19 protein-coding genes and 2 pseudogenes are annotated in these 24,206 nt (G+C 39.1%); 12 read left to right on the plus strand and 9 right to left on the minus strand.

The window, feature by feature from the left end; genetic code table 11:
* Window positions 1–3: 3 nt before the first annotated feature.
* From BUR11_RS05090 to BUR11_RS05110, 5 genes are all read right to left on the minus strand, one after another.
* Entirely contained in the window at window positions 4–1,095 is a 1,092-nt protein-coding gene (locus tag BUR11_RS05090; protein ID WP_074223718.1) for a toxin-antitoxin system YwqK family antitoxin, read from the minus strand.
* Between the two features lie 42 nt (window positions 1,096–1,137).
* On the minus strand, window positions 1,138–2,319 hold the full coding sequence (locus tag BUR11_RS05095) for an acetyl-CoA C-acyltransferase (protein ID WP_074223719.1): 1,182 nt from the start codon (window positions 2,317–2,319) through the stop codon (window positions 1,138–1,140).
* A gap of 166 nt (window positions 2,320–2,485) precedes the next feature.
* Window positions 2,486–3,109, minus strand: a complete 624-nt coding sequence (locus BUR11_RS05100; RefSeq protein ID WP_074223720.1) for a hypothetical protein — start codon at window positions 3,107–3,109, stop codon at window positions 2,486–2,488.
* Window positions 3,099–3,746 (minus strand): hypothetical protein, encoded by a 648-nt coding sequence (locus tag BUR11_RS05105; RefSeq protein WP_234982102.1) that lies wholly within the window; start codon window positions 3,744–3,746, stop codon window positions 3,099–3,101. Before BUR11_RS05105 ends, BUR11_RS05100 begins: the two co-directional genes overlap by 11 nt.
* Window positions 3,746–4,711 carry a VWA domain-containing protein gene (locus BUR11_RS05110; protein WP_074223721.1) on the minus strand — a complete coding sequence of 322 codons (966 nt, stop codon included), beginning with the start codon at window positions 4,709–4,711 and terminating at the stop codon, window positions 3,746–3,748. The genes BUR11_RS05105 and BUR11_RS05110 overlap by 1 nt, the downstream gene beginning before the upstream one ends.
* A 144-nt stretch (window positions 4,712–4,855) precedes the next feature.
* On the opposite strand from BUR11_RS05110, the gene BUR11_RS05115 reads away from it, so the two are divergent.
* The 4 genes from BUR11_RS05115 (at window position 4,856) to BUR11_RS05130 (ending at window position 9,384) form a co-directional block, all read left to right on the plus strand.
* Complete coding sequence (locus BUR11_RS05115) at window positions 4,856–7,255, plus strand: TonB-dependent receptor (RefSeq protein WP_074223722.1); 2,400 nt, start codon at window positions 4,856–4,858, stop codon at window positions 7,253–7,255.
* Between the two features lies 1 nt (window position 7,256).
* Entirely contained in the window at window positions 7,257–8,087 is an 831-nt protein-coding gene (locus BUR11_RS05120; protein WP_074223723.1) for a DUF4249 family protein, read from the plus strand.
* Between the two features lie 193 nt (window positions 8,088–8,280).
* Window positions 8,281–8,748 (plus strand): DUF6428 family protein, encoded by a 468-nt coding sequence (locus BUR11_RS05125; protein WP_074225122.1) that lies wholly within the window; start codon window positions 8,281–8,283, stop codon window positions 8,746–8,748.
* 9 nt (window positions 8,749–8,757) lie between these two features.
* Window positions 8,758–9,384, plus strand: coding sequence for a low molecular weight phosphatase family protein (locus BUR11_RS05130; RefSeq protein ID WP_074223724.1), 627 nt, complete (start codon window positions 8,758–8,760; stop codon window positions 9,382–9,384).
* Window positions 9,385–9,396: 12 nt separating this feature from the next.
* On the opposite strand, the gene BUR11_RS05135 is transcribed toward BUR11_RS05130, so the two are convergent.
* From BUR11_RS05135 to BUR11_RS05145, 3 genes are read right to left on the minus strand one after another with little or no spacing between them, the layout of a single operon-like run.
* Complete coding sequence (locus BUR11_RS05135; protein WP_074223725.1) at window positions 9,397–9,768, minus strand: response regulator; 372 nt, start codon at window positions 9,766–9,768, stop codon at window positions 9,397–9,399.
* Window positions 9,769–9,771: 3 nt separating this feature from the next.
* Complete coding sequence (locus BUR11_RS21085; protein WP_074223726.1) at window positions 9,772–13,419, minus strand: ATP-binding protein; 3,648 nt, start codon at window positions 13,417–13,419, stop codon at window positions 9,772–9,774.
* 55 nt (window positions 13,420–13,474) lie between these two features.
* Entirely contained in the window at window positions 13,475–14,818 is a 1,344-nt protein-coding gene (locus BUR11_RS05145; RefSeq protein WP_084560861.1) for an ATP-binding protein, read from the minus strand.
* 488 nt (window positions 14,819–15,306) lie between these two features.
* Between BUR11_RS05145 and BUR11_RS05150 the strand changes: the two genes are divergently transcribed.
* The 6 genes and pseudogenes from BUR11_RS05150 (at window position 15,307) to BUR11_RS05170 (ending at window position 19,202) form a co-directional block, all read left to right on the plus strand.
* Window positions 15,307–15,684, plus strand: coding sequence for a BlaI/MecI/CopY family transcriptional regulator (locus tag BUR11_RS05150; protein ID WP_074223727.1), 378 nt, complete (start codon window positions 15,307–15,309; stop codon window positions 15,682–15,684).
* A gap of 385 nt (window positions 15,685–16,069) precedes the next feature.
* Window positions 16,070–16,426: pseudogene (locus BUR11_RS21410) on the plus strand (M56 family metallopeptidase); the annotation flags it as partial.
* Between the two features lie 216 nt (window positions 16,427–16,642).
* Window positions 16,643–16,957, plus strand: a pseudogene (locus BUR11_RS21415) (energy transducer TonB); the annotation flags it as partial.
* Between the two features lie 109 nt (window positions 16,958–17,066).
* Complete coding sequence (locus tag BUR11_RS05160; protein WP_074223729.1) at window positions 17,067–17,471, plus strand: energy transducer TonB; 405 nt, start codon at window positions 17,067–17,069, stop codon at window positions 17,469–17,471.
* A 103-nt stretch (window positions 17,472–17,574) separates the two neighbouring features.
* Window positions 17,575–17,967, plus strand: a complete 393-nt coding sequence (locus tag BUR11_RS05165) for a BlaI/MecI/CopY family transcriptional regulator (protein WP_317045226.1) — start codon at window positions 17,575–17,577, stop codon at window positions 17,965–17,967.
* 5 nt (window positions 17,968–17,972) lie between these two features.
* A complete protein-coding gene (locus BUR11_RS05170) occupies window positions 17,973–19,202 on the plus strand; it encodes a M56 family metallopeptidase (protein ID WP_074223730.1) in 1,230 nt (409 codons plus the stop codon).
* A gap of 106 nt (window positions 19,203–19,308) precedes the next feature.
* On the opposite strand, the gene BUR11_RS05175 is transcribed toward BUR11_RS05170, so the two are convergent.
* Window positions 19,309–21,849 carry a M14 metallopeptidase family protein gene (locus tag BUR11_RS05175; RefSeq protein ID WP_074223731.1) on the minus strand — a complete coding sequence of 847 codons (2,541 nt, stop codon included), beginning with the start codon at window positions 21,847–21,849 and terminating at the stop codon, window positions 19,309–19,311.
* A 129-nt stretch (window positions 21,850–21,978) separates the two neighbouring features.
* Between BUR11_RS05175 and BUR11_RS05180 the strand changes: the two genes are divergently transcribed.
* Window positions 21,979–22,746, plus strand: a complete 768-nt coding sequence (locus BUR11_RS05180; RefSeq protein ID WP_074223732.1) for a 3-keto-disaccharide hydrolase — start codon at window positions 21,979–21,981, stop codon at window positions 22,744–22,746.
* Between the two features lie 73 nt (window positions 22,747–22,819).
* Complete coding sequence (locus BUR11_RS05185; RefSeq protein WP_074223733.1) at window positions 22,820–24,160, plus strand: Gfo/Idh/MocA family protein; 1,341 nt, start codon at window positions 22,820–22,822, stop codon at window positions 24,158–24,160.
* The last annotated feature ends 46 nt before the right edge of the window (window positions 24,161–24,206 follow it).

Below are 24,206 nucleotides of genomic sequence, written 5' to 3' on the forward strand. Positions count from 1 at the left end.
TATTTATGATCTTTGGCTTCTATTTTCATGAACCTCAGTCCGGATTAAATTTCCATTTTCATCAAAAAACTCCTGCTTGCCTGAAAGTAATCCCTTTTGATATCGCCGGATTTCTTCGAGTGAGCCATCCTCTCTAAATATTTTTACTTCACCTTCTAGATTTCCATTGAGGTAGTTCAGCTCAAAGTTTACCTGTCCATTTTCATGATAGGTGACCTCTTTGGTGATATTGCCCTGCGAATCAAAATTCTTTTGTGCTTTGAGTTTCCCAGATGCATAGTATTCTTTATAAGGTTCTAAAGCGACGCCTTTTTTGAAAGTTCCTTTTTCCTTGATTTCACCTGATTGATAATAAATGACAAGCTCGCCTTCTGCAAGTCCTTTTTTATAGGTGCTTCTTCGCAAAGGCTCTCCGGTTTCATAGTTGAGATCATAGGAACCATGGAGCTCTCCTCTTTTATAATCTCGGATGGCTTCAATCTCCCCATTTGGAAAATAGACGGTTTCACGGCCATCCAAATCTCCTTCAATATAATAGGCAGTAATCTGAGGTGTTCCATCCTCGTAAAACTCCTCGTAGGTACCATCGAGTGTTCCGTCCTGGTAATATATTCTTGAGGCTAAAACCCCAGATTCATAGTATTTTTCACTTAAACCATTGGGTTTATTGTTCATGAATACCGTTTTGTCCTGGACTTGACCATTTTCAAAATAGGAAGTCACTAAACCTTCAATTTGATTCCCTTCAAAAGTCAATTCCTGACGGATTTGTCCATTTGGATAAAAGCTTTTGCTAGGGCCTGATCGCTCATCGTCTACGAATTGAGTGATTCTGGTAGTGTCACCTGTTCTTGGGTCCAAATCGTAAAAAAGTCCCTCTTTTTTATCATCCTTTAGATGTCCTATTAAAATCAGGTTGCGCTCTTCATCGAATCGTTTGACGATGCCTTGAGCTACTCCATTGACTTTAATATAGACTTCTTTAAGAGTAGGGAAGTCCCCACCGTAATAAGTCCTTACTGTGTCTTGTCCAAAAACGGAACTATTGATAAGTAATGATAAAAAGAAGAAGATGACTGGAAATTTCTTTCCCATATTCAATTATTCCGATTAGATGTGTTGGACTAGCTCCAACGATTAGAGTTTTTCAATAACGATTGCTGATGCTCCTCCGCCTCCGTTGCATATTCCTGCCACTCCGATTTTCCCAGCTTTTTGATGTAATACAGAATTTAAGGTAGAAATAATTCTAGCACCAGAAGCACCCAGCGGATGACCTAATGAGACTGCGCCCCCAAAAACATTCAGGCGATCATTGTTCAGGTTTAATTCTTTTTGATTCGCTAATGCCACTGCTGAGAAGGCTTCATTAATTTCATAATAATCTACTTCCTCTGCCGAGACACCTGCATGTTTGAGCGCTTTTGGTATAGCCAAGGCTGGTGCTGTGGTAAACCAAAGTGGGTCCTTGGCAGCATCTGCAAAACCTCGGATCTTAGCAATAGGAGTAAGGCCAAGCGCTTCTAATTTTTCTTTACTTACCAAAATCAATGCGGAAGCTCCGTCATTCATAGTACTGGCATTTGCTGCTGTGACGGTACCTTCTTTATCAAATACTGGGCGCAGAGAAGGGATTTTGTCAAACATGACATTCTTATATTCCTCGTCTTCGTCTATGAGGATTGTCTCACCCTTGCGACCTTTCATTTCTACAGGAACCACCTCTTCTTTGAAGTAACCTTTCGCCCAAGCATCTGCAGATCGTTGATAAGATTGAATTGCATAGGCATCTTGTTCCTCTCTACTGATATTCATTTCACGTGCTGTATTATCAGCACAATTTCCCATTGGGAACTTATGGTAAACCTCGAAAAGTCCGTCTTTAACCAGGCCATCTACGAATTCGGCATTTCCATATTTGTATCCAAATCGAGCTTTCGGAACATAAAAAGGAACATTAGACATGCTTTCCATTCCTCCAGCTACTACTACCTCATTGATTCCAAGCATAATGGATTGTGCTCCAAACATGACCGCTTTCATTCCTGAAGCGCAGACCTTGTTGACCGTGGTGCAAGGAACATCATACCCAATTCCAGCCCCAATAGCTGCTTGTCGAGCAGGAGCCTGTCCTAAATTAGCAGAAATCACATTTCCCATAAACACCTCATTTACCTCCTCGGAGCTTACCCCTGATTTGGCCAAAGCGCCTTTGATAGCTGTACTTCCTAATTCGATTGCGGTTAAACCTGCTAATTTGCCACCAAAACTTCCCAAAGGAGTTCGAACTGCGGCAACTATAAATACTTCTTTAAACATGCTATTTGGGTTTTAATAAATCTAAGAATAAACTGAGGGATTTGTACGAATAAATTTGACTCGAATGGACCCAGTAACTGGATTTGAAAGTCAATTAATATCTGCAAATCAGAAACGAAGTATCAGTTCCAAGGATTGAAATTTTAAGCCTATGCAATCCCTTGATTTACCAATCCGGAATCCCTCTTTTTGGTCTTTGAGTAGGCTTTTTCTTATTCTGCTGGATGTATCGCAATTCTGCAGCATTCATACTCTCCAAAATTTGGGCAGCTTGTTCGGGGGTCAAATTCATGGCTTTGAGTTTTTCTTTAAACTCTTCCATGGCCTTTTGTCTATCCTCTAAATTGGCATCCATTTGATCGTTGGCATTTTCGCCTACCTCATCTTCTGTTTGCTCCGATGGATCTCCTTCCTGTCCCTCTTTTGCTTGATCTTCTTGGGTCTTTTCTCCCTGATCTTTTTGCTGTTGCTGTTCAGATTGTTCTCCTTCTCCCTGCTGATTATCATCTTTCTGTTGCTGATCCTGATTTTGCTGAGGGTCTTGGTTTTGTTCTTGTTTATCCTGTTCTTCCTCTTGTTCTTTTTCCAGTTTTTCTTTCAAAGCCTGAAGCTTTACATCTCCCGGAAACTTTCCAAGTCCTTCATTTACAGTATTTAAAGCTTGTTCTTTTTCTGTTTTTACATAAGACCTTGCCGCTCTGTTAAAATAATCTCCAGAAGTCTGTGCACTTACTGGAAACCAGGCAAGCATAAAGATTAATCCGAGAAATGTTAGTATTCTAGTTTTCATCGATTTCTGTGACTTCGGTTAAGGTACTAATAAACTCTTGATAGGCAGCAACAGTTTCATCCTGCTGCAAAGCCTCGTTCATTAAGTTCAACGCATCTTTAAATCTAAATTGTTCCACTAAACGATCTGCCTCTGCTTTTTTACGCTTGGCAAACTCGGATGGCTCGGGCTTATTTTGATCTTCATTTTTGCGCTCCTCATCCCTCTGCAACCAGCGAGCCAACATTTCATAGTTATAACGGGCCACTTCATTGGTGGGGTCTTTGATCAATGCAGACTGAAATTTATTTAATGCAGCCTCATATTCCTGCTTATTTCCAAGTAGCACACCGGATTGATTGAAGGAAAATGAAGAAATGGTTTTGTCAGGAGAGATCGAAGCCTTGTCAAAAGAGGCAGCCGCTTCCTCCGGCTTCTCAGAATATTGATAACTTAATCCAAGATCAAAATCCAAATGGGGGGAAGCATATTGAAAGTTTTCTATTAAAGCCAAGTGCTTTTCAACAGAAAGCTCATACTCCGTCTTGGAGTAACTTTCTTCCGCTTCCTCAATGGCTGTATTGAGGCGTGAAACCCGAGTCCAGGAGGCAGGAATTAGCATCAAGGTTGCCAATAAAACTTTGCTCCAACTCATCATTATAATTTAATGGTTTTAATGGGTAAAATCATATCTATTAAAGATAGGGCTAATGCAGCAAGAAGAAAATAGAAATACTTATTTGCTGAGGCTTCCACAATTCTGGAGCCCGTCACTCCACCTTCTAATCTCTCTAAACTGTTGATCAATTCACCGATCTCTTGGACTTGATCAGAAATCTCAAAATACTGACCGTTTGTTTCAGCAGCAATTTGTTGGAGAGGAGTTCTCTCTAGGACGGACCTAGCAGGTTCTCCGGTCTGAGGATCGATCACCACGCCATTTCCCCTTGGGATGGTGCTTCCTGCTTCCGTTCCTATACCCAAGGAAAATACTTTAACTCCTAGGTCATTCAGTTGACCGCCTATTCCTTCCAATTCATCACCAAAGTTTTCTCCGTCAGAAATCAAGATCACTGATTTGGATTTCACTTCTTGACTTTCATCTTTTTCAAACCGATCCAAGGCAATTCGAAGTGGAGAATTCAAGTCGGTCCCAAAATTGGGAACCAATCCGGTATTCAATCCATCAATATAAAGTTGAAGTACGCTTTGGTCAAAGGTCAGTGGGCATTGTAAAAATGCCTCTGAGCTAAATATGATCAAACCTATTCGGTCTGAAGGAAAGCTTTTAGTCAGTTCTTTTAATTCAAACTTCACCCGCTGAAGTCTACTAGGTCCTATGTCAGTGGCATTCATGGATTGGGAAAGGTCCACCGCAATGAATATATCTTTGCCCTCTTCTTTTATCTCTTTGGTAGAAGTACCAATGGAGGGACCCGCAAATGCTATAAGAAATAATACGAAATAGGTAGTCCTAAGTACCATTTTGGTAAATAGTCTTCTTTTTTCTACTTCTAGCCGCTTATTGATTGACCAATACCTAGTTAGGTAAACGAAATATAACAAGCCAAAAATACCGGCTAATAAGAGTGTGAGTTTTACGTCGGGATATGCCCAAATCATGGCCTGAAATTATAAAATAAACCTTACTTTAAAAGCAGCTAATAAACGAGTGGTCGGATGCATGCCTAAAGAATTGAGAAAATTAACAAACATTAATTTTAAATATTAGTATAACAATGAAGTTAAAGCACTAAAGATCGAAGAATGCAGCTTTTCCGTAAGGATTTCATTTTTTTATTTGTCTGGATACTATTTGGGATATCAGGTACACTTTCGGCTCAAAACAATTCTATACTAATCGGAGAAGTCCTGGACGCGAGTAATTCCGAGCCATTAATTGGAGCAAGCGTATATTGGGAAGAGGACGTTTCATCTGGGGTAGTGACTGATTTAAATGGGAAATTCCGACTGAAAAGCCGGGAATTGCCCTCAAAATTAGTGGTATCCTATGTTGGATATGAACAGTCAATCCGAACTATTTCGAAAATTGAAGAAGGTAAAGATGTTCGATTTTTCTTAAAACCTTCAGAGCTTTCTTTGGATGAAATCATCATTCAAGAAAGGAGGCCTGATGAACAGGTCCGGAATTTGGAAACAGGAAAATCAAGGATTCCTATTGAAACCATCAAGAACATCCCTGCATTATTCGGAGAAGTGGATTTGCTTAGGAGTTTGCAACTTCTTCCAGGAATTCAGACTGCTGGTGAAGGAACCACAGGATTATTTGTACGTGGTGGATCTGCAGACCAAAACTTGGTTCAGGTGGATGGTGCCCCTGTTTATAACCCTTCTCACTTTTTTGGTTTCTTTTCAGTCTTTAGTCCGGATGCGTTAGATCAGGTAGATTTATACAAAGGTAATATGCCTGCTAGTTATGGTGGGCGACTTTCCGCTTTGGTGGATGTTTCTTTAAAAGAAGGGAATAATGATCAAATTCATGGTCAGGGAGGAATTGGAACGATTTCTTCTCGATTGATGCTGGATGGTCCACTTTTTTCTGAGAATTCGACTTTTGCAATATCAGGGAGGAGAACCTATGCGGATCTATTTTTGAAACTCTCCAATAACGAGGATATAAGGAACAATAAATTAAACTTTCATGATTTAAGTGCCAAATTCGCATTTCGTTTAGGTGACAAAGATAAATTGACTTTTTCCAGCTATGAAGGAAGTGATTTTTTAGGGTTGGACGACCAGTTCGGGTTAGGCTGGAGAAATTGGGTGAGTTCGGCTACCTGGGGACATACCATTTCTGAGAATTCGTTTTTCGATTTAGAAGCATACCACTCCAGATATAATTATCAAGTAGATTTTGAAGATCCGGATAATGGTTTTAGTTGGAGAAATAAGCTTTCGGAATCTGGGATGAAGGGACAATGGAGTTGGAACAAAACAGACCGATTCCAATCCTATTGGGGATTTCAAAGTCAATATTACCATTTTGCACCCATTGGTTTAGATCCTAAAGGAGGAAGTGCCATCGAACCAATCACCACCAATCCGAAAAACGGAATTCTAACTAGTGTCTTTGCAGGAATGACAAAGGAGTTAAGCCCTAAATTAAGTGCTGAATTGGGATTGAGATGGGGATTTTACCATCAGATAGGAAAGGGGGTAGATTACTTCTATGAAGGTGGAATTCCAGATGAAGAAGTTGAAGTTGACAGTATTGGATATGCTAGTTTTAAACCCATGCATTTCTATCAAGGGCTAGAGCCAAGGTTAGCCTTTAGATATTTGGTAAATGATGAATTTTCAATCAAAGCTGCCTACAACAGAAATTTTCAATACGTACAAATTGCTACCAATAGTTCAGCAGGACTTCCTATTGACCGATGGATCCTTGCAGGGAAATATATGGCTCCATTGCGATCAGATCAGGTATCTATTGGGTTTTACAAAAATTTCTTGGATAATAAATGGGAATTTTCTGTAGAAACCTATGCCAAGGATATCAGAAATGTTATTGACCTAAAAAATGGGGCCTCAGTGCTTTTTACGGATCAGGTTGAGACGGAGATTCTGACAGGAGATGGCTATGCTTATGGAGTAGAATTTTTAGTAAGAAAAAATGTAGGAAAGACCACAGGTTGGCTTTCATATACTTATTCAAGGACCTGGAGGAAGATTGATGGAATAAGTTTAGGGGAGCGATATAACCCACGATATGATAGACCCAATGATGTTACTTTGGTATTGAATCATGAGTTTTCTCCTGCATGGTCAGCAGGCTTGACTTTTGTGTACACTACTGGACAGGCGGTTTCATTTCCTATAGGGACCTATGAGGTAGACAATCAAGTGATACCTCTTTACTCTGAATACAGAAATACAGATCGTTTTCCTGATTATCACCGAATGGATGCCTCTATCACTTGGAAAAACCCGGATAAGGGAAGGAAATGGAAAGGGAGTTGGAATTTTAGTATCTATAATTTGTATGGAAGGAAGAATCCTTTTGCTTATGAATTCAGAGAGCTATTTAATGGTCAAATAAATTATGATCCAGATGTGGACGGCCCCGTGGTGTCCAAAGAGCAAGGGATTGTGATGACTTATTTATTTACTTTTTTACCCTCCATCACCTATAACTTTCAATTTTAAGATGAAAAAATTAGGCTACTTACTAGTAATAATGGGACTTTTTTCTTGTCAAGAAGAGGTAACACTTCCATTAACTACGTTGGATGAGGTAGTACCTGTGATCGAAGCAACTTGGACCGATAGACCATTTTTTAATGAAGTGAAAGTTTCCTTGGCTGAAAACTATTTTGATACGACAGATATAACCATCATTTCTGAAGCAGAGGTATCCATATTGGTGCCTGGAACCCAAGAGCGGATCCCCTTTCGATTTAATAATGAAACCAAAAGTTATAAACCTATATCAGATAATTATGTAGCAAAAGTTGGGGTGACCTATGAAGTACAAGTGAGATGGGAAGATGAATTGTATTCAGCAAGAGGGTTGATGCTAGAAGCGCCAACTTTAGATAGTTTGACCTATAGCTACCAGGAAGAACGATTGTTTAGAGAGGAGGGATATTACATCAAAGTTTATGGGAAGATCCCTTTTGAAGAAGATAATTATTATAGGATTCGGGTAATTGAAAACGATACCTTAAGAAATGATCGGGATGATTACCTATTGTTTGACGATACGTTTGGATTGAAGTTTTTTGAAGAAGGCTTGGAGTTGAATTATCCTTTCGAAGAAGGGGATAGGGTGAGACTTGAATTGTTCCGTATGAACAAAGATACCTATGATTATTTCACGCAATTGGTAGGGTTGTTATTCAATGACGGGGGATTGTTTAGCCCTCCTCCACAAAACCCTGAAACCAATTTTAAAGTGGATTCGGGCAAAGGAAAAGTCTTGGGTTATTTTCTTGTTTCTCCGGTATTAAACGAATCGATTTTTATAAAAAAGGAATAATCCTTTTTTTATTTCTTATTTAATCGTAATATTACGATGTATTAAAAGATCACGTCAATGCATTTCATCTTTAATGAATTTTTTTCCAAAATTTCTCTCTCCAAAAGAATGTTGGTAGAGAAAGTTTCTGTTGGGTTTCATTAAAGGAGAAAAAAATTTGAATTTATTTATCGTAATATTACAATTAATAGCTATGAAACTATCAGAGTTAATCACAGAATTGAAAGGATTGGAAGAGTTGAGATTTGTTCTTCCGAATGGTGAGCTGATTCCTTCCCATTTTCACGTCACTGAAATAGGCCAAATCAATAAGAAATTCATTGATTGTGGCGGAAAAATCAGGGAAGAGAAATCAGTATCATTCCAGCTTTGGGAAGATGGGGATTTTAATCATAGATTAGGAGCCAAGAAGCTTTTACATATCATTGACTTGTCCATCCAAGCTTTGGGCTTAGAGGATCATGGAATTGAGGTAGAATACCAAGGAGATACCATCGGTAAATATGGCATTCAAGTCATGGATGGAAACATATATTTGACTAGTAAACAGACTACCTGCCTAGCCAAAGAAACCTGTGGAGCTCCTAATTCAAGTACTGAATTATCAATAAATGAAATAGAGGCAGCAATTTCTTGTTCACCAGAAGGAAGCTGTTGTTAAATTAACGTCATGGAGCTTTATCCAAAATTAGAGCAAACCCTTACTGAGGTTCAACAAACTCCTATTCAGGAGAGCCGGAAACTGGAGTTAGCTCCTTTGATCCAATATATCACTCAAAAGCTGAATAATGGCGATCCGGTCAATTTGAACTTTATATGTACTCATAATAGCCGCAGGAGTCAGTTCTCCCAAGTTTGGGCTCAGGTGGCTTCAGATTATTATGGGATTGATATTGGAAGTTATTCAGGGGGTGTAGAAATTACCGCATTTAATCCTAGGGCTATAAACTCTTTAAAAGAAATGGGCTTTGAAATTCAATCAAGCCCTGGATCAAATCCTACTTATGAGATTAAATATGCCAAGGACCGGGCTGCTATCATTGCGTTTTCAAAAATTTTCTCTGATGAAATCAACCCAAAGAATGATTTTGCAGCCGTAATGACCTGTGACCATGCGGATAAAAATTGTCCATTTATACCTGGGGCAGAAGTCAGACTTCCTTTGAAATATGAGGACCCAAAATTATTTGATGACACTGAACTAGAGCGTCAAATGTATAGGGAACGATCCATTCAGATTGCCTCTGAGCTATTTTATGTTTTTGGGATGGTTCAAAAACAAGTAAGCCAAACATGAAGGAGCTAATTGTCAGTTTAATTGAAGTTTTTCTTTCAATAGTTTAAAATCTACGGGTTTAGTCAAAAACTCATCAGCCCCCAAACTTTTGGCGGTATTGTAATTTTGCTCGTCTCCATAAGCTGATATCATCATGACGATGGGCTTTGGGACGAGCTCTTTTTGCTTAATCTCTTTCAAAAGCTCCAAGCCGCTCATGCCGGGCATATTGATATCAGAGAGAATTAGGATTGCTTCGTGATTCAATTGATCAATGTACTGCAATGCCTCTTTTCCTGAAAAAGCGAAGACAAAGTCTACTGCTTTAGAACGTATTTCCTTTCTGAACCGCTGTTCAAATAAGGTTTTCACGTCTACTTCATCGTCTACAACAAGAATTTTCATAATCTAAAGTTTTGGAATAATAAGTTTGAATTGTGCTCCTGAACCAAGTTCCGAATCCACTTGAATTTCCCCTCCATGAAATTTAATGATATCATAGCTGAGGGATAGTCCCAGGCCTGTACCTTGGCCTGTAGGTTTAGTCGTGAAAAATGGTTGGAAAATCTTTTGTTTAACCGAATCGGAAATACCATTTCCGTTGTCTTTGATCAAGATCTCGATATGGTCTTGATAATTTTTGGTAGTCACTTTTACAGTGGGAATGAATTCGCTGCCATTTAACTTTTGCTTCTTTTCGGAAGCTGCATGGAATGCATTGGTGATGAGGTTGAGGATTACCCTCCCTACATCCTGTGCTACCACATTGATTTTAGGCAAAGTTGGGTCAAAATCCGTTTCCATATTGGCATTGAAGGATTTGTCTTTTGCTCTTAATCCATGGTAGGAAAGCCTTAGGTATTCATCCGCCAAAGCATTGATATCCGTAGGGTCTTTCTGTCCATTACTGGATCGGCTATGTTGAAGCATGCCTTTTACAATGGCATCGGCCCTTTTGCCATGTAAGTTTATTTTTTCTTCATTTTCAATGATGTCTTTGATGAGTTCCGCAACTTCCTCTTTGTTGCCAGCATCCATTTCTTCTTTTAATTCAACCAATAATTCAGCATTTACCTCTGAGAAATTATTTACAAAGTTCAGTGGGTTTTGTATTTCATGGGCAATTCCAGCTGTCAATTCACCCAGTGAGGCCATTTTCTCAGACTGGATTAATTGAGTTTGTGTGTTTTTAAGTTCCTCGATTTTTTCTTTCAGCTGAATAGTCCGATGGGTTACCTTTTCCTCTAAAATTCTATTCTCTTTTTGAAGCCATTGCGAACGTAAATACACGATGATATAAGTCAAGCCTGAGAATAAGGTGAAAAATAGGAGGTAAGCCCACCAGGTTTGCCACCAAGGAGGAAGAATGGTGAACTCAAAGGAGGCTGGATCACTCCAAACTCCGTTGAATCCACTCGTTGCAACTTTAAAATTATATTCTCCCGGAACTAAATTATAATAGTTTTTGGAGTTGCTGATAGGAGATGGGGAGGACCAAGAATCATCTGCTCCTTCTAATACATAGCGGTATAGAATTTTATCTCTGCCCTTGATTGCGGGATTGTTGAATGAAAAATTAAAGGAGTTTTGGTCATAGGGCACTTTCATGCCAATTGGTAAACCACTTGCCAGGTTTAAACTATCCCATTTTATTTTTTCATGGTTTATTAGCCCTGAATCCAAAGGCAAGGTGCTTTTGGTATATAAAATAGATTGATCAGCACTGTAAATAGAATCCGTATCTGAAAGCTGGTTTTTTAAATAGGAAGAGTTTATAAATTTGGGGCTTTCACCCATCACCTTAACCGAAGAGATACTCACAGTCGGTTTAATGGTATCTATTTCAGCTTTTTGTTCTATCACGGAAAGAATAGGCGCTGCTGCCCACCACATTTGTCCGGTAGAGGTATAAATGGCAGTTGCCTGGTTATAATCGTTAAAAGGAAACCCTTCGGGTTTACCGAACCTAGTAAATTTCCATGGTTTATCCGGGTTTTTGGAGGTTGGTCTAACCACTTTTACAATTCCATTTTCAGACCCTACATAAATATCTTCACCTACGGCAAGCATATCATACATAATAGGAGGTACCATTCCGTTTTCAGGAAGAACATTGGTGATGCTCATGGAGTCCAGATTAAGGATTGAAAATCCATTGTCACCTCCAAAAACCAATTCCTTTTGTGGCGTTTGAAGAAGCATGGATACATAATCACTCGTTAAACCATTGAATTTCCCTAAATAAGTAACGGTATTATTTGAGGGATCCAATACATTGATTCCTAAGTCATTTCCTAACCAGAGTTTCCCGTTTTTATCTTCTTCAATGAGCCAAATTCTACTGGAAGAAAGCCCTGAGAATTCATCTATTTTGTAAAAACTATTTTCAGCCGGTTCATATTTGATCAATCCATCCAGAGTTCCCATCCAAATAGATCCGTCATTTTTTTCATGAGCCTTCCAGAATATTCTAGAAACTTCGGCTTTAAATTGAAATAGTTCCGCACTATTTTGTTCTAAATCAATAATCACATATCCTCTAATTCCTCCAATAAACAATCTGTCGTTTTTGAGTTTACTGATAGATCTGTAATTGTTTACGAGTAAGTCATTTGGGAATTTTATTAAGTAAAGTTTTTCTAGATCAGGATCATATACATTGATCCCTTCATAAGTAGCCAGCCAGATTTTTCCGTTTTTATCTTCTGCCATACCCCAGGTGTCATTGCTGGCCAGACCATTTGATTTATCAAAATGCTCTGCAAGAATACCTGTAGGATTGATTAATAAGGTTCCAACCAACGTAGTTCCTACCCAGAGATTTCCTTTTGAGTCCAGTAAAGAAGCACTAGGAATTCCAGCACCTCTGACTTCTGCTCCTGTTGGAATTTTTTTCATCAGGTTTTTATGGGGGTCATATAAGGTAATGGTATCATTGTCCACTATCCACAACCTTTCTTTTGAGTCAATTTGAAAAGACTTCCCTTGTCCAAAATACCCTTGTTTGTTGCCCAATGTCCATAACTCTTCACTTTCTAAAGAGATTCCTTTGGCTTCATCAGAAAAATTCCCAATCCAAACCACTCCATTGGAATCTTCTTTGAAATTGGCAGCAATTGATTTTATATCATATCCGCTTTGTTCGTCCAGTATTCTAATGACGTTTCTTTGAGGGTTTAGTATGCCGATTTTTCCAATGAAACCTATCCAAATATTTCGATTTGAATCCATAAATAGACCTGCCGAAAAAATCCCGGTCTTTTCTGTCAAGGCAGTTAAAAACTTGATCGTTTTGGTTTCTCTATCAATGAATGAAACTCCTCTTTGGGTATTGGAAAACCAAATAAGTCCTTTTTCATCTTCCATTAACCTAATGAAATCGGAGCCGATTTTATATTGTTCAACCAGTTTGATTTGTATATCTAACAGATACAATCCTGTTCCATTGGCTATCATGGCAATTTTTCCATCAGAAAGTAAAATCATTTCTGAAATTGGATCCTGATTTCCATCCAATGTTCTTTGGGTGAAATTGTAGTTTTCAAACTGGTCTCCAGTAAACCGATGAATTCCTTTCTCTGTGGAAAACCAAATGGATCCTTGGAGATCGTCAAGTATGGCATATACCGAGTTTCCCAAAAGTCCTTCTGATTGTCCGATTCTTAAAATTCCTGAAGTTGTGTTTTCCCATTTTGTCAAGGAGCCAAGCTTGGTGATGGTGGGCTCCTCTAACAAATACCTGATATGGGGAACGGTTTCTGTTTGAATAGTATCTAGGTTGATTTGAATTTCTTCAGGGTTTTTCCAATTAATTGGACTCTTGGAAATAGGGGCTAGAAGGGGTTTGAAATCATGGATGGAAAAGTGTTGGGAAGGGTAATTACTTAAACGGAAATTTATTTTCGAGATTTTAGGAAGGTTCTCCTGTTCGATTTTTTCCCATTCAAAAGGTGCGAATTCAGGAAAGGAAAAAGGCTTGGTGACAGGCGTGGAAAGTCCGGATGGATTATCTGGAAAAGGAACTTCTGAACTTTGCTTGCATGATGCGAAAAACAACAGCAAACAGCATGTTGACAAAAAGTTTATATAGGATTGATGATTCATCTTCATTTCATTCCTTCTTTTGTGAAATTTCAATTAAGATGGAGGTTCCTTCACCTATTTTGCTTTCTACCTTGATAGTACCTCCATGCGCTTTGATTATATCATAACTTAGACTTAGGCCTAAACCAGTTCCTTGTCCAGTTTCTTTAGTAGTAAAGAATGGCTGGAAGATTTTATGTCTTATTTCTTCAGGAATTCCATTTCCATTATCGCTGATTTTCAATTGAATTTGATCGCCCATCTTTTTGGTGGAAACGGATACTACAGGTTGGAATGATTCTCCGAGTTGTGATTTTTTTTCATTGACTGAGTAAAAAGAGTTATTGATCATATTTAATAACACTCTTCCAAAGTCCTGGGCTACGATTTCTACTTTAGGCAAATTAGGATCAAGATCCAATTTCAATTCAGAATTGAAGGATTTGTCTTTGGCACGTAAGCCATGGTAGGCCAATCTTAAATATTCATCGGCCAAGCCATTAAGGTCTGTCCATTCCTTTTGACCAGTGCTTGCTCGGGAATGTTGAAGCATTCCTTTGACAATAGAGTCGGCTCTTTTGCCATGATGGTTGATTTTTTCCAAGTTTCCTTTCAGGTCCTGACATATGGCCTTCACCTCCTCAAAGTCTTGATTTTCGATTTCTTCCTCAATTTCCTCAAGTAATTCATTACTTAATTCTGAGAAGTTGTTGACGAAATTGAGAGGATTTTGGATCTCATGGGCAATCCCAGCGGTCAACTCTCCCAGAGAAGCCATCTTTTCTGATTGAATCAGAAGGTCCTGCGTTTCTTTTAGCTCTTTTAAGGTGTCCTCTATCTGTTCTTTTGCTTTTTGGAGTTGCTCATTCTTCAACATTAAGTCTTGTGTTTGCTCGGCGACTTTTTGTTTCAACTCATCGTTTTTTTTCTGCCACTCCGTCATATGCCAGGCATCTTTTTCCACATTGACAGGGGTGCTTCCATGCCAATGGATGAGTTTCCAGGAATCTTGTTTCCATTCAAAAAGACTACTCAACCTAAAGTCAATAGTATTGACTCCAAGCTTACTTTTGACAGTTAAATCAAATTCCTGAACTAAGAGTGCAAGGTCATTGGAAGGATTTTGCCATTGATGAAAAGGCTTTTCTACAAAGGAAACTTCAATGCCCATTACTTGGGATTGTTGGTTTTGTAAATCCAACATATTCATGAACTCTTGAAAATTATGGGCCCGTTCATCTTGGGTAGTGCCAAAACCGCTCACTTCTTCAGCGATAAAGTCAGGAATCTTTTCCAAAGGGTACTCAGAAGTGAATATCTTGAGTATTTCTTCTTTTGATTTTTGAAGTAAGTATTCTTTATCTACACTCATCTCTTATCAATTGAATGGTCTTGATTCATTGAAGAATTAGGATCTATTCAGTGTTTGTAGTGCGTTTCTAAAAATGGCCGCCCTAACCCTTGCATGTAGTTAACCAATAAACTTTTTCAGCCGACGGATTAAAGAAATAAAATGGAGTCAGCTTCTGGTTTTTGCTTCATGAAGAATTTTTTTGAAGTAGAGTCCCACAAGTATGGATGGGATGGATAAACTGCTGTGACTATCCATACTAATGGCCCTTACCTTCAGATAATTTAACAGAAAATATTGGTAAAAAATATTTTATAGGGATTAACTACAAAAAAATAGATTTTAAATTTGATAGAGGCTTACTTCTGCTAAATAATATTTTAAAAAAATATCTTTTTTACCATGGAAAATTCCGGTTTGAAAAGATGTTTAAATGAATTGCAACAATAAAATCGTAGATATATGAAAATTTCGTAGGGTTTTTAAAAAATTCATTTTAGATTAGTTGCATGAATGAATTGAACCACAACGAAGAATTGATCATGGGCATCTTTTGGAAGCTTGAAAATGCCTTGGTCAGAGATGTTTTGGAGGAATTGCCTGAACCAAAACCACCTTACACTACTTTGGCTTCTTCCATCAGATTATTGGAAAAGAAGGGGTATCTCAGTCATAAGACCTATGGAACCACCCATTTGTTTTTCCCTATCATCTCCCAGGCAGAGTATAGTAAAAAGAGCATCAATAGAATCGTCAAGAATTTCTTTGAAGGTTCTGTTAGTAACTTTCTTTCCTTTATGGTTAAAGAAAAGAATATCTCTGATGATGAGATCCAGGATTTGCAAAAGCTAATTGAGGACTACGAAAACCCAAAGAAAAATGAATGAGCTATTAACCTATTTACTCGAGGCCAGTATTTGCCTTACTGCCTCTTTGGTCTTTTATAGAGTGGTATTGAGTGAATTGACCTTCTTTTCTTTGAATAGGGGCTTTCTCCTTTCAATGTTGGCGATTTCGTTGATGATCCCAGCTATTTCCATTGATTTTGCTCTGTTTCAAAACAATGGTGTGATACAAGAGGTAACCTTGCCTTTGGTTTGGGTAGGAGATCAGGTGGCAAATAATCAAAATGCTTTTGATCTAAATTGGCTTCAATTAATAGGTGGGATTTATTTACTAGGTGTCTTATTTACTGCATCTAGATTGATTTTGGGATTTTTTCAGTCGTTCAATTTACTGGGTAAATCCAACTTACTTTTTTATCAAAATCAAATGATCGCAGTGCACCCTGATTTCAGTCCTGCTTCCTTTTTTCAATATATTTTGTTACCTGAGTTTCATATGGATGATGAAGATCAGCAACGGATTATTCTTCATGAATCGGTTCATGTCAAGAAGAAGCACAGTTGGGATTTACTTTTTCTACAGTTAGCAAAAACTGTTTTCTGGTTCAATCCTTTGATATACATCTATGAAAATTCTATTAGGGAAGTACACGAATTTCAGGCCGATCAAGGTGTGACTCAATCCTATTCCCAATCTGACTATTCAAGGCTTCTTTTGAGATTGTTAACAGCCGGAAGGGGGTGGCAATTCATGAATAACTTTAACCAATTTCAAACCAAAAAGAGAATTATCATGATGAACAAAACCAAATCCCAAAGCAAGGAGAAAAGCCGTTTTTTATGGGCAGTGCCGGTGTTGGGGCTTTTGTTTTTTGCATTTTCCTGTGATCTCGCTCAAGTTGATGAGGAATTGGAGGGGCCTGTCCTAAATGGGGAAAAAGAAGTAGCGGTAGGCATTACAGATTTAAAGGCAAGGATCACTGATGTGGGAAAAGATGGAGGAGAGATTTTTGATATCGTAGAAACCATGCCAAATCCTCCAGGAGGAATGGAAGGTTGGAATGAGTACTTGGCCAATAATTTATCCTATCCAGATCAGGCACGAAGAATGGGAGTGGAGGGAACTGTGATCGTAAGGTTTGTGGTGAATAAGGATGGATCTGTCTCCAATGCAGAAATTTTAAGAGGTATTGGTGCAGGTGCAGATGAGGAAGCGATGCGTGTAGTCCAAAACTCTCCAGATTGGACCCCAGGAAATCAGAGAGGCAGAGCTGTCAATACCAGAATGAGATTGCCGATCCGGTTTATGCTAGGCAATGGTGAAGTCTCTAGAGAACCATCCCAAGTAAAATTGGATTCTCCGGAAGAAATTGAGATTCCGATCTCTAATTAATTCAATAGGTAAAACCCAAAAAAGTATTACAATGAAAACTAACGCAAAACCAATTATTATGACTACCCTGATGATGTTCATGATTTTTTTCATGAATGTGCAGGAAGGTACGGCTCAAACTCAGGAAGTTCATCAGGAGGTAGATGTGATGCCACAACCACCTGGTGGGATGTCTGGCTTGATGGCATTCATGAGTGAGAATTTGAAATATCCAGAGCAGGCAAAGGAAAAAGGAGTGGAAGGAGTAGTGATCGTTTCTTTCGTGGTGCAAAAAGATGGGTCTATTTCCAATCCTGAAATTTTAAGAGGTATTGGAGCTGGCTGTGATGAAGAAGCAATCCGTGTTGTCAAAGCATTTCCAAGCTGGACTCCCGGGGAGAAGGATGGGGAAAAAGTGAATACTCAAATTCAATTGCCAGTGAAATATATGCTTTAGTTGATGGTTCTTATTTGATGAAAAGCCTCTAAATCAATCTAGAGGCTTTTTTTTGTTAAAATTTACGAATTGGTCGTGATATTACGAATTATTCGTAGGTTTTATGGATAAACTTATTTACTTTAGATTCATGGAAGAATTAACCGCCAACGAAGAGCAGATTATGCGTATTTTCTGGAAGCTAGAGCGAGCTATTGTTCGCGATGTTTTGGATCAGCTTCCTGAACCTAAACCTCCTTATACGACCTTGGCTTCTTCAATAAAGGTCTTGGAAAAGAAAGGGTACCTAGGACACAAATCTTATGGTAAAACCAATGAGTACTTTATTTTGATTCCTGAAAGCGAGTATAGGAAAAAGAGTTTTAATACGTTGTTGAAAAACTTTTTTGGAGGATCTGTGGAAAACGTTCTTTCCTTTTTGGTCAAGGAGAAAAAGGTGTCGGAAAAAGAGCTGGAAGAGCTCCAAAAAATGATTGATGGCTACGAGAAAAAATAATAGTTATGGAATTTCTATTTATCTATTTATTGAAAGGAAGCATTGGTATCTCATTGATTGTGCTGTTCTATAAAGTGTTGATTGAAGACCTTACGTTCTTTTCTTTGGGAAGAATTACGGTATTGACTCTTTTGGTGGCAGCGGTTGTTTTGCCTTTACTTTCTTTTGATTTTCAATTTTTAGGTACGTCCACCTTGATTCCCCTCAATTCTTCTTTGACTTGGCTGGAAGGTCAAGCGAATGGAGTAATTCCTGTGGAGGATTCCTCTACTTTTGATTGGAAAATCATTCCTTTTATCATTTTTCTAATCGGTGTTTTGTATAGACTCCTTCAACTATTTTCTGGTATTTTAAGTACGCTACTATTAATCGCTAGTTCAAAGAAAGTAGTAGTGGGAAAAATGACTCTCGTGATCAATTCACAGTTTATCCCTGCCTCTTTCTTTAATTATATCATGCTACCAGAATACTCAGAAAGAGATGAGGAAATCAATCAGATTTTGATCCATGAATCTGTACATGTTCAGCAAGGTCATACTTGGGATGTATTATTTCTTCAGTTGATCAAAGCGGTATTTTGGTTTAATCCGGCCATTTATTTATTAGAAAAACAACTTCGTGAAATTCATGAATTCCAAGCGGATCGAGCTGTAACTACCAATTACTCTACGATTGCCTATTCTAGACTGTTAGTGAAACAGCTGAGTAAAGATTGTGGGCTTCAATTCATGAATAACTTTAATCAATTTCAAACCAAAAAAAGAATAATGATGATGAACAAAACAAAATCGAAATCCAATCAAAAGATGAGATTCTTCTTAGGGCTACCTTTACTGGTGCTTATGGTGGGTCTTTTCTCCTGTGATTTGGCCATGAGTCAAACAGACTTAATGGGCGTATGGAAAGGTACTGAATTTCAGTTTGAGCAAACAGAAGGCCCTGATATGACCGCTATGATAGAAGGTGGTAGGGCACTTCATGAAGGAGGTAGGTTAATCCTTAATGAGGATGGAAACTTTGAAATATTTGCCGGGCAAGGTGATATGAATGGATCTGGTACCTGGAGGTTTAATGAAGGCCAAGGCATGCTTATCCTGACTATGAATGGAGATGAGGAAACCAAGTATAGTATTGTTTCTTTATCTGATGAGGAATTAGTAACCAAGCATGAGGTGGAGTTTGAATCTCCTATGGGAAAATTGGCAGGTATCATTACACTGACGTATATCCGTTAAAAAATTTAATCGTATCTACGATTAGTTCGTAGATTTTTCATGTGATTTTAAATGAAAAAGCCACCTTGATGTTCAAGGTGGCTTTTTATTGGTGTAGACGATGGTGTTAATCCATTTTGTCTCCGAAGAAAATTGCATTTAAAAAGAGCTTGTTAGTACCAAACCAAGTTCCTCTGAAATTAGGGGAATCAAAGAAATTGATTACACGCCCTCTTCCAACTGGAGTAACAATCAGGCTTGCACTTTGCTTTAACAACTCCAAGTTTTTATCAGAAATATACCCGCCGAGTAATGGGTTCTCGGTATATCGAATAGGAGTGAGGTACTTGTCTTTACTAGGCTGAACAAAGATGGAGTTATTTCTATATACAGGAAGCGTTTCTCTGTTGTAGCCATATGCGATGGGATGGGTAAGATCCAACCTGGCCATGTAGATACTTCCACCCACTTGTTTTGCCCCTTCAAATGCAGACCTTTCAGCAAATGGAAGCTCTTTTGGGTCCGTGCTTTCTCCACGGGCTACCATACTTTCTTTGATAATTTCCTTTTGATTTAACCAAAGACTGGCGGTTTTCATCGAAATCACGGTGCCTCCACGATTAATCCAGTCTTTTAGATGGTTTACTACTGATTCCGAGAAAGAATTGTAATTGCCAGATGGAAGGATAAGTGTATTGTAATCAAATAGATTTACTCTTCCCATCTGATCTGAATTGACTTTGGTGATCGGCATTCCTAGCTCAGAGTCCAATAAATACCAGATTTCACCAGCCTCATAACTGGAAACTCCATCTCCCACCACCATGATGACTTTTGGTTGGGTGACTGCACCCACTAAATTGGAACCAAGATCAATTCCTTCCAGATTAAAACCAGTGCTCGTGGCATAAACCTGCTGATGATTTACCACGGATAAAGTTTTCAATTCGTCTGTTACATTACTTTCACTCAAACTTTGGAATCCCATGGGAATCATTAAAGTGCCAGCTCCAAATTCTCTTGGACCATTTTGGGTCTGGGAAGTAAAAGGTCTATTCACAATTTCAACATGGACACCTGCTTTTTGTAAGTCAAAAAGCATTTTTGGGGCGTAATAGTCAGACCAATCAATTAAATAGGCATAAGCTTTTCCTTCTGGAAATTCATAAGGAGTAGGAGTATTGTTAGTTACTTGTTCCCCTAACTTCACCGAAGGCCCTGCAGCGTAAGGCATTCCATAGGCATGAGCCATGGTCCAAGTAGATGCATCATAAAAAACAGAATCGGCAAACTCGGTGACTTCTTCAAACATAGTTCTTACCATTCTATACTGTGGTTGTGAAGTAGGAACGACCCAGGATTTACCTTTCTTGAAATCATAGCCGCCCAAACTTAGGTCATCAGTGTTTTCATAGACTTTAATTTGATGATCCATTAAGAATTGGACAAACATTCTGTTTCTATTCTCGTCAAATTCATCTCCAAAGACATAATTCTTGGCAGGGTCTTTCGCTCCTTCAGAAACTGCAGTTTCAAAGAACTCTCTTAAATAATCATGCATGAAGTCTTTGTTGTCCAATGCAGCTTCCATAGTGGCCAGGGAACTTCTTACATGGTTTCGAATTGTAAATTCAAAGCTAATGTCACCTCTTTGGCTGCTCTGCAAATGACCACGGCTACTTGCTTGCTCAAACACCAAGCCCAATCCTCCATGGATGTCAGGGTAGGTACTTCCATACCCTGGGTAGCTGTTGTCAAAGACTTCTTTGGTCCAATACAGGCTACCGATTTCATCTAGGTATTTTGAAAAATACTTCGCAAATCTCGTGTTGATGTCATCGTAATTTTTTCTGGGTACCACAGGGTTTTCACTTCCATAGGGTTTGGTAGGTTCAAAGAAATAGGTGCTATTTGTTCCCATTTCATGGAAGTCAGTAGTCACATTAGGATACCAAGTATGATACCAGGCAATTTTGGCCTGGGATTCAGGGTGTGCCAAAGGAAGCCAATCACGGTTCAAGTCAAACCAATAGTGGTTGGTTCGACCTCCCGGCCAAACTTCGTTATGTTCCCTATCCATAGGATCTGCTACAGGAGGGAAGCCTTTATTGGTATTTGCCCAATGACTGTGACGATCTCTACCATCCGGGTTTACGGTCGGGTCAAAATGGACCACCGCATTTTCTCTTAAATTTTTGGCTAAGTCAGACTGCGATGCCAAAAGCCAATAGGCGGTAAGCATAGCCGCTTCTGCAGAAGAAGGTTCGTTTCCATGTACACCATATCCTTGATGAATAATGGATGGCATGGTGCTCACATCTGGTTTTGGTTGTGAAGGGTCTGCTAATTGTAATTGCTTTAACCTAATTTCTTCCAGGTTTGCCATATTGGCCTCTGAAGCAATGGTCAATATAATTTTGGGTCGCAACTCATGCGTATAACCGATGGTTTTTAGGGAAGCCATCTCCGAGAGTTCGTCGAGCTTTTCGAAATATTTGACTATTAGGTCATACCTCGTATGCCAATCACCAATTTTATAGCCAAGGAATTCAGAAGGCGATGGAACATTCGGGTTAAATGTCTCACCGGGAAAGAAGTAGTTTTCTTGTGCCTGACTGGTCAAACACATGAATATTCCGAGAAATAAAGAAAGTAGTGGTTTTTTCATAGGTCCAATTTATTTCAAAATCGAATAGAATTTCAGGGAAAATGGTAAAAATCCATCAATGGTTTTTTGTTTGCTGTCAATTTGAAGTAAATTATCCTCCTTAGTATTTATCCTAAAATAATCTATTGTATGAAAAAGACATCGCTGACCCTGGCGCTTACCTTATCAGCATTTAGTATCAGCTTTTTAGCTTGTGCTCAAGAGAAAACCCCGCCTCCAATGAGACCAGAGGCAACTGAATTTTACACTCCAGTACCTCCAAGAGTCACACCAGGAGCTCATAACACTGCGCCTCCTTCTGATGCCATCGTTTTGTTTGATGGAACAAGCTTGAATGGTTTTGTAAGCGCAAAAGATGGGACCAGTCCGGCAGAATGGACCATCGAAAATGGTGAGTTGGTAGTTACTCGCGGAAAAGGTGATATTCAATCCAAACTTGCTTTTGGAGATGCACAATATCATGTAGAATGGTCAGCACCTACCGAAATTGTTGGGGAAGGTCAAGGCCGTGGTAATTCAGGCTTCTTTTTGATGGGATTGTATGAAGTTCAAGTATTGGATAGCTACGAAAGTAAAACCTATACCAATGGTCAAGCAGGTAGTATTTACAAGCAGTTTGCTCCTTTGGCAATGGCTTTAAGACCTCCTGGTGAATGGAATTACTATGACATCATCTTTAAAGCACCTCGCTTTAACAAAGATGGGATCGTCACTTCTCCAGCTACTGTTACCGTGTTAATGAATGGAGTTTTGGTTCAAAACCATGTTACCTTAAAAGGTCCAACCGAATACATTGGTATTCCAAATTATAAAGCACATCCAGAAGAATTGCCTCTCAAATTGCAAGACCATGGAAACCCAGTAAGATTTAGAAATATTTGGGTTCGTAAGCTTTAAATAATCATTTGAAAGGAGCAACATATTTTTATGCTGCTCCTTTTTTTGTCCAAACTCAATAAACCAAATAACCATGTCATCTAGAAGACGATTTATCCAAAATTCCATTCTGGTAGGAGCAGGATTAAGCATGCCTACGATCTTGACCGCAGCAGATTTTGGAAGATACACCCGAAAAGTAAAACCATCTGATCAATTGAACTATGGATTGATTGGAGCAAATGGAATGGGCTGGTCCAATATGAACGCCCATCTGAAATTACCTGAAGTCAATTGCGTGGCAATTGCTGATGTGGATCAAAGTGTTTTGGACCGGAGAAGTGAAGATGTATTCAAACTTCGTGGAACCCGTCCCAAGCTGTACAAGGATTATCGAAAGTTGCTGGAGGATCCAGATATAGATATTGTCATCATTGGGACTCCAGACCATTGGCATTGCCTGAATATGGTGGATGCCGTTTCTGCCGGAAAGAATGTGTATGTAGAGAAACCTATTGCTAATACAATAGAAGAGTGTCAACTGATGGTAAAAGCTCAGGAGCGATATGGGAAAGTGGTGCAAGTAGGGCAGTGGCAGCGTTCCGGAACACAATATGCCCAAGCAATAGATTATGTGAAATCTGGCCAGTTGGGCCAAATTCGATTGGTTAAATGTTGGGCCTACCAGGGTTGGATGAAGCCTGTTCCAGTATTGCCAAATGGAACTGCCCCTGCTGGGGTAGATTATAAGATGTGGTTGGGACCTGCGCCTGAGCGTCCTTTCAACCCCAATAGATTCCATTTCAATTTCCGTTGGTTTTGGGACTATGCAGGTGGCTTGATGACGGATTGGGGAGTACATGAAATCGATATAGCCCTCTATGCAATGGGAGTGAGCGCACCTAAATCCGTGATGGCTTCTGGAGGAAAATTTGCTTACCCGGATGATGCTTCTGAAACCCCAGATACCCTTCAGACGGTATATGAGTACGACGGATTTAATATGCTCTGGGAACATGCCACAGGTATAGATGGAGGTAATTATGGCACTACTGAGGGAATTGCTTTTATTGGAAACAATGCAACTTTGGTGGTGAATAGAGGAGGATGGAAAGTGATTCCTGAAACGGAGAATAAAGATGGACAGCGTGTTCCAAAAGTGGCTGAGGTTCCTCATACTCGAGGAGAAGGAAATGCCTTGGATCATCATGCTGTCAATTTTGTGGAAGCGGTGAAGGCGAATGATCCGAGTTTGTTGCATTGTGCCATTCAAACAGGAAGTGTGGCCGCTATTAATGCGCAGATGGGAAATATTGCCTATAAGACCGGTAAGAAAGTGTATTGGGATGCTACCAAAAATCAGTTCACGGATTCAGAGGCCAACCAATTGATCAAGGCGCATTACCACAATGGATGGGAACTGCCGAAAGTTTAAAATTTAAAGAAGTTAAACTTAGAAATGACCCTCCAATTCATTGGAG

It is taken from the genome of Algoriphagus halophilus (assembly GCF_900129785.1).
In the GTDB taxonomy this organism is placed as follows: Bacteria; Bacteroidota; Bacteroidia; order Cytophagales; family Cyclobacteriaceae; genus Algoriphagus; species Algoriphagus halophilus.

Bases quoted from the DNA above. Each gene is read 5' to 3' on its own strand.
- BUR11_RS05175 (WP_074223731.1), bottom strand. From the start codon at position 21,849: ATGAAAAAACCACTACTTTCTTTATTTCTCGGAATATTCATGTGTTTG.
- BUR11_RS05090 (WP_074223718.1), bottom strand. From the start codon at position 1,095: ATGGGAAAGAAATTTCCAGTCATCTTCTTCTTTTTATCATTACTTATC.
- BUR11_RS05120 (WP_074223723.1), top strand. From the start codon at position 7,257: ATGAAAAAATTAGGCTACTTACTAGTAATAATGGGACTTTTTTCTTGT.
- BUR11_RS05165 (WP_317045226.1), top strand. From the start codon at position 17,575: ATGGATAAACTTATTTACTTTAGATTCATGGAAGAATTAACCGCCAAC.
- BUR11_RS05110 (WP_074223721.1), bottom strand. From the start codon at position 4,711: ATGATTTGGGCATATCCCGACGTAAAACTCACACTCTTATTAGCCGGT.
- BUR11_RS05100 (WP_074223720.1), bottom strand. From the start codon at position 3,109: ATGAAAACTAGAATACTAACATTTCTCGGATTAATCTTTATGCTTGCC.
- BUR11_RS05185 (WP_074223733.1), top strand. From the start codon at position 22,820: ATGTCATCTAGAAGACGATTTATCCAAAATTCCATTCTGGTAGGAGCA.
- BUR11_RS05145 (WP_084560861.1), bottom strand. From the start codon at position 14,818: ATGAGTGTAGATAAAGAATACTTACTTCAAAAATCAAAAGAAGAAATA.
- BUR11_RS05115 (WP_074223722.1), top strand. From the start codon at position 4,856: ATGCAGCTTTTCCGTAAGGATTTCATTTTTTTATTTGTCTGGATACTA.
- BUR11_RS05135 (WP_074223725.1), bottom strand. From the start codon at position 9,768: ATGAAAATTCTTGTTGTAGACGATGAAGTAGACGTGAAAACCTTATTT.
- BUR11_RS05125 (WP_074225122.1), top strand. From the start codon at position 8,281: ATGAAACTATCAGAGTTAATCACAGAATTGAAAGGATTGGAAGAGTTG.
- BUR11_RS05095 (WP_074223719.1), bottom strand. From the start codon at position 2,319: ATGTTTAAAGAAGTATTTATAGTTGCCGCAGTTCGAACTCCTTTGGGA.
- BUR11_RS05170 (WP_074223730.1), top strand. From the start codon at position 17,973: ATGGAATTTCTATTTATCTATTTATTGAAAGGAAGCATTGGTATCTCA.
- BUR11_RS05130 (WP_074223724.1), top strand. From the start codon at position 8,758: ATGGAGCTTTATCCAAAATTAGAGCAAACCCTTACTGAGGTTCAACAA.
- BUR11_RS05150 (WP_074223727.1), top strand. From the start codon at position 15,307: ATGAATGAATTGAACCACAACGAAGAATTGATCATGGGCATCTTTTGG.
- BUR11_RS05160 (WP_074223729.1), top strand. From the start codon at position 17,067: ATGAAAACTAACGCAAAACCAATTATTATGACTACCCTGATGATGTTC.
- BUR11_RS05180 (WP_074223732.1), top strand. From the start codon at position 21,979: ATGAAAAAGACATCGCTGACCCTGGCGCTTACCTTATCAGCATTTAGT.
- BUR11_RS05105 (WP_234982102.1), bottom strand. From the start codon at position 3,746: ATGATGAGTTGGAGCAAAGTTTTATTGGCAACCTTGATGCTAATTCCT.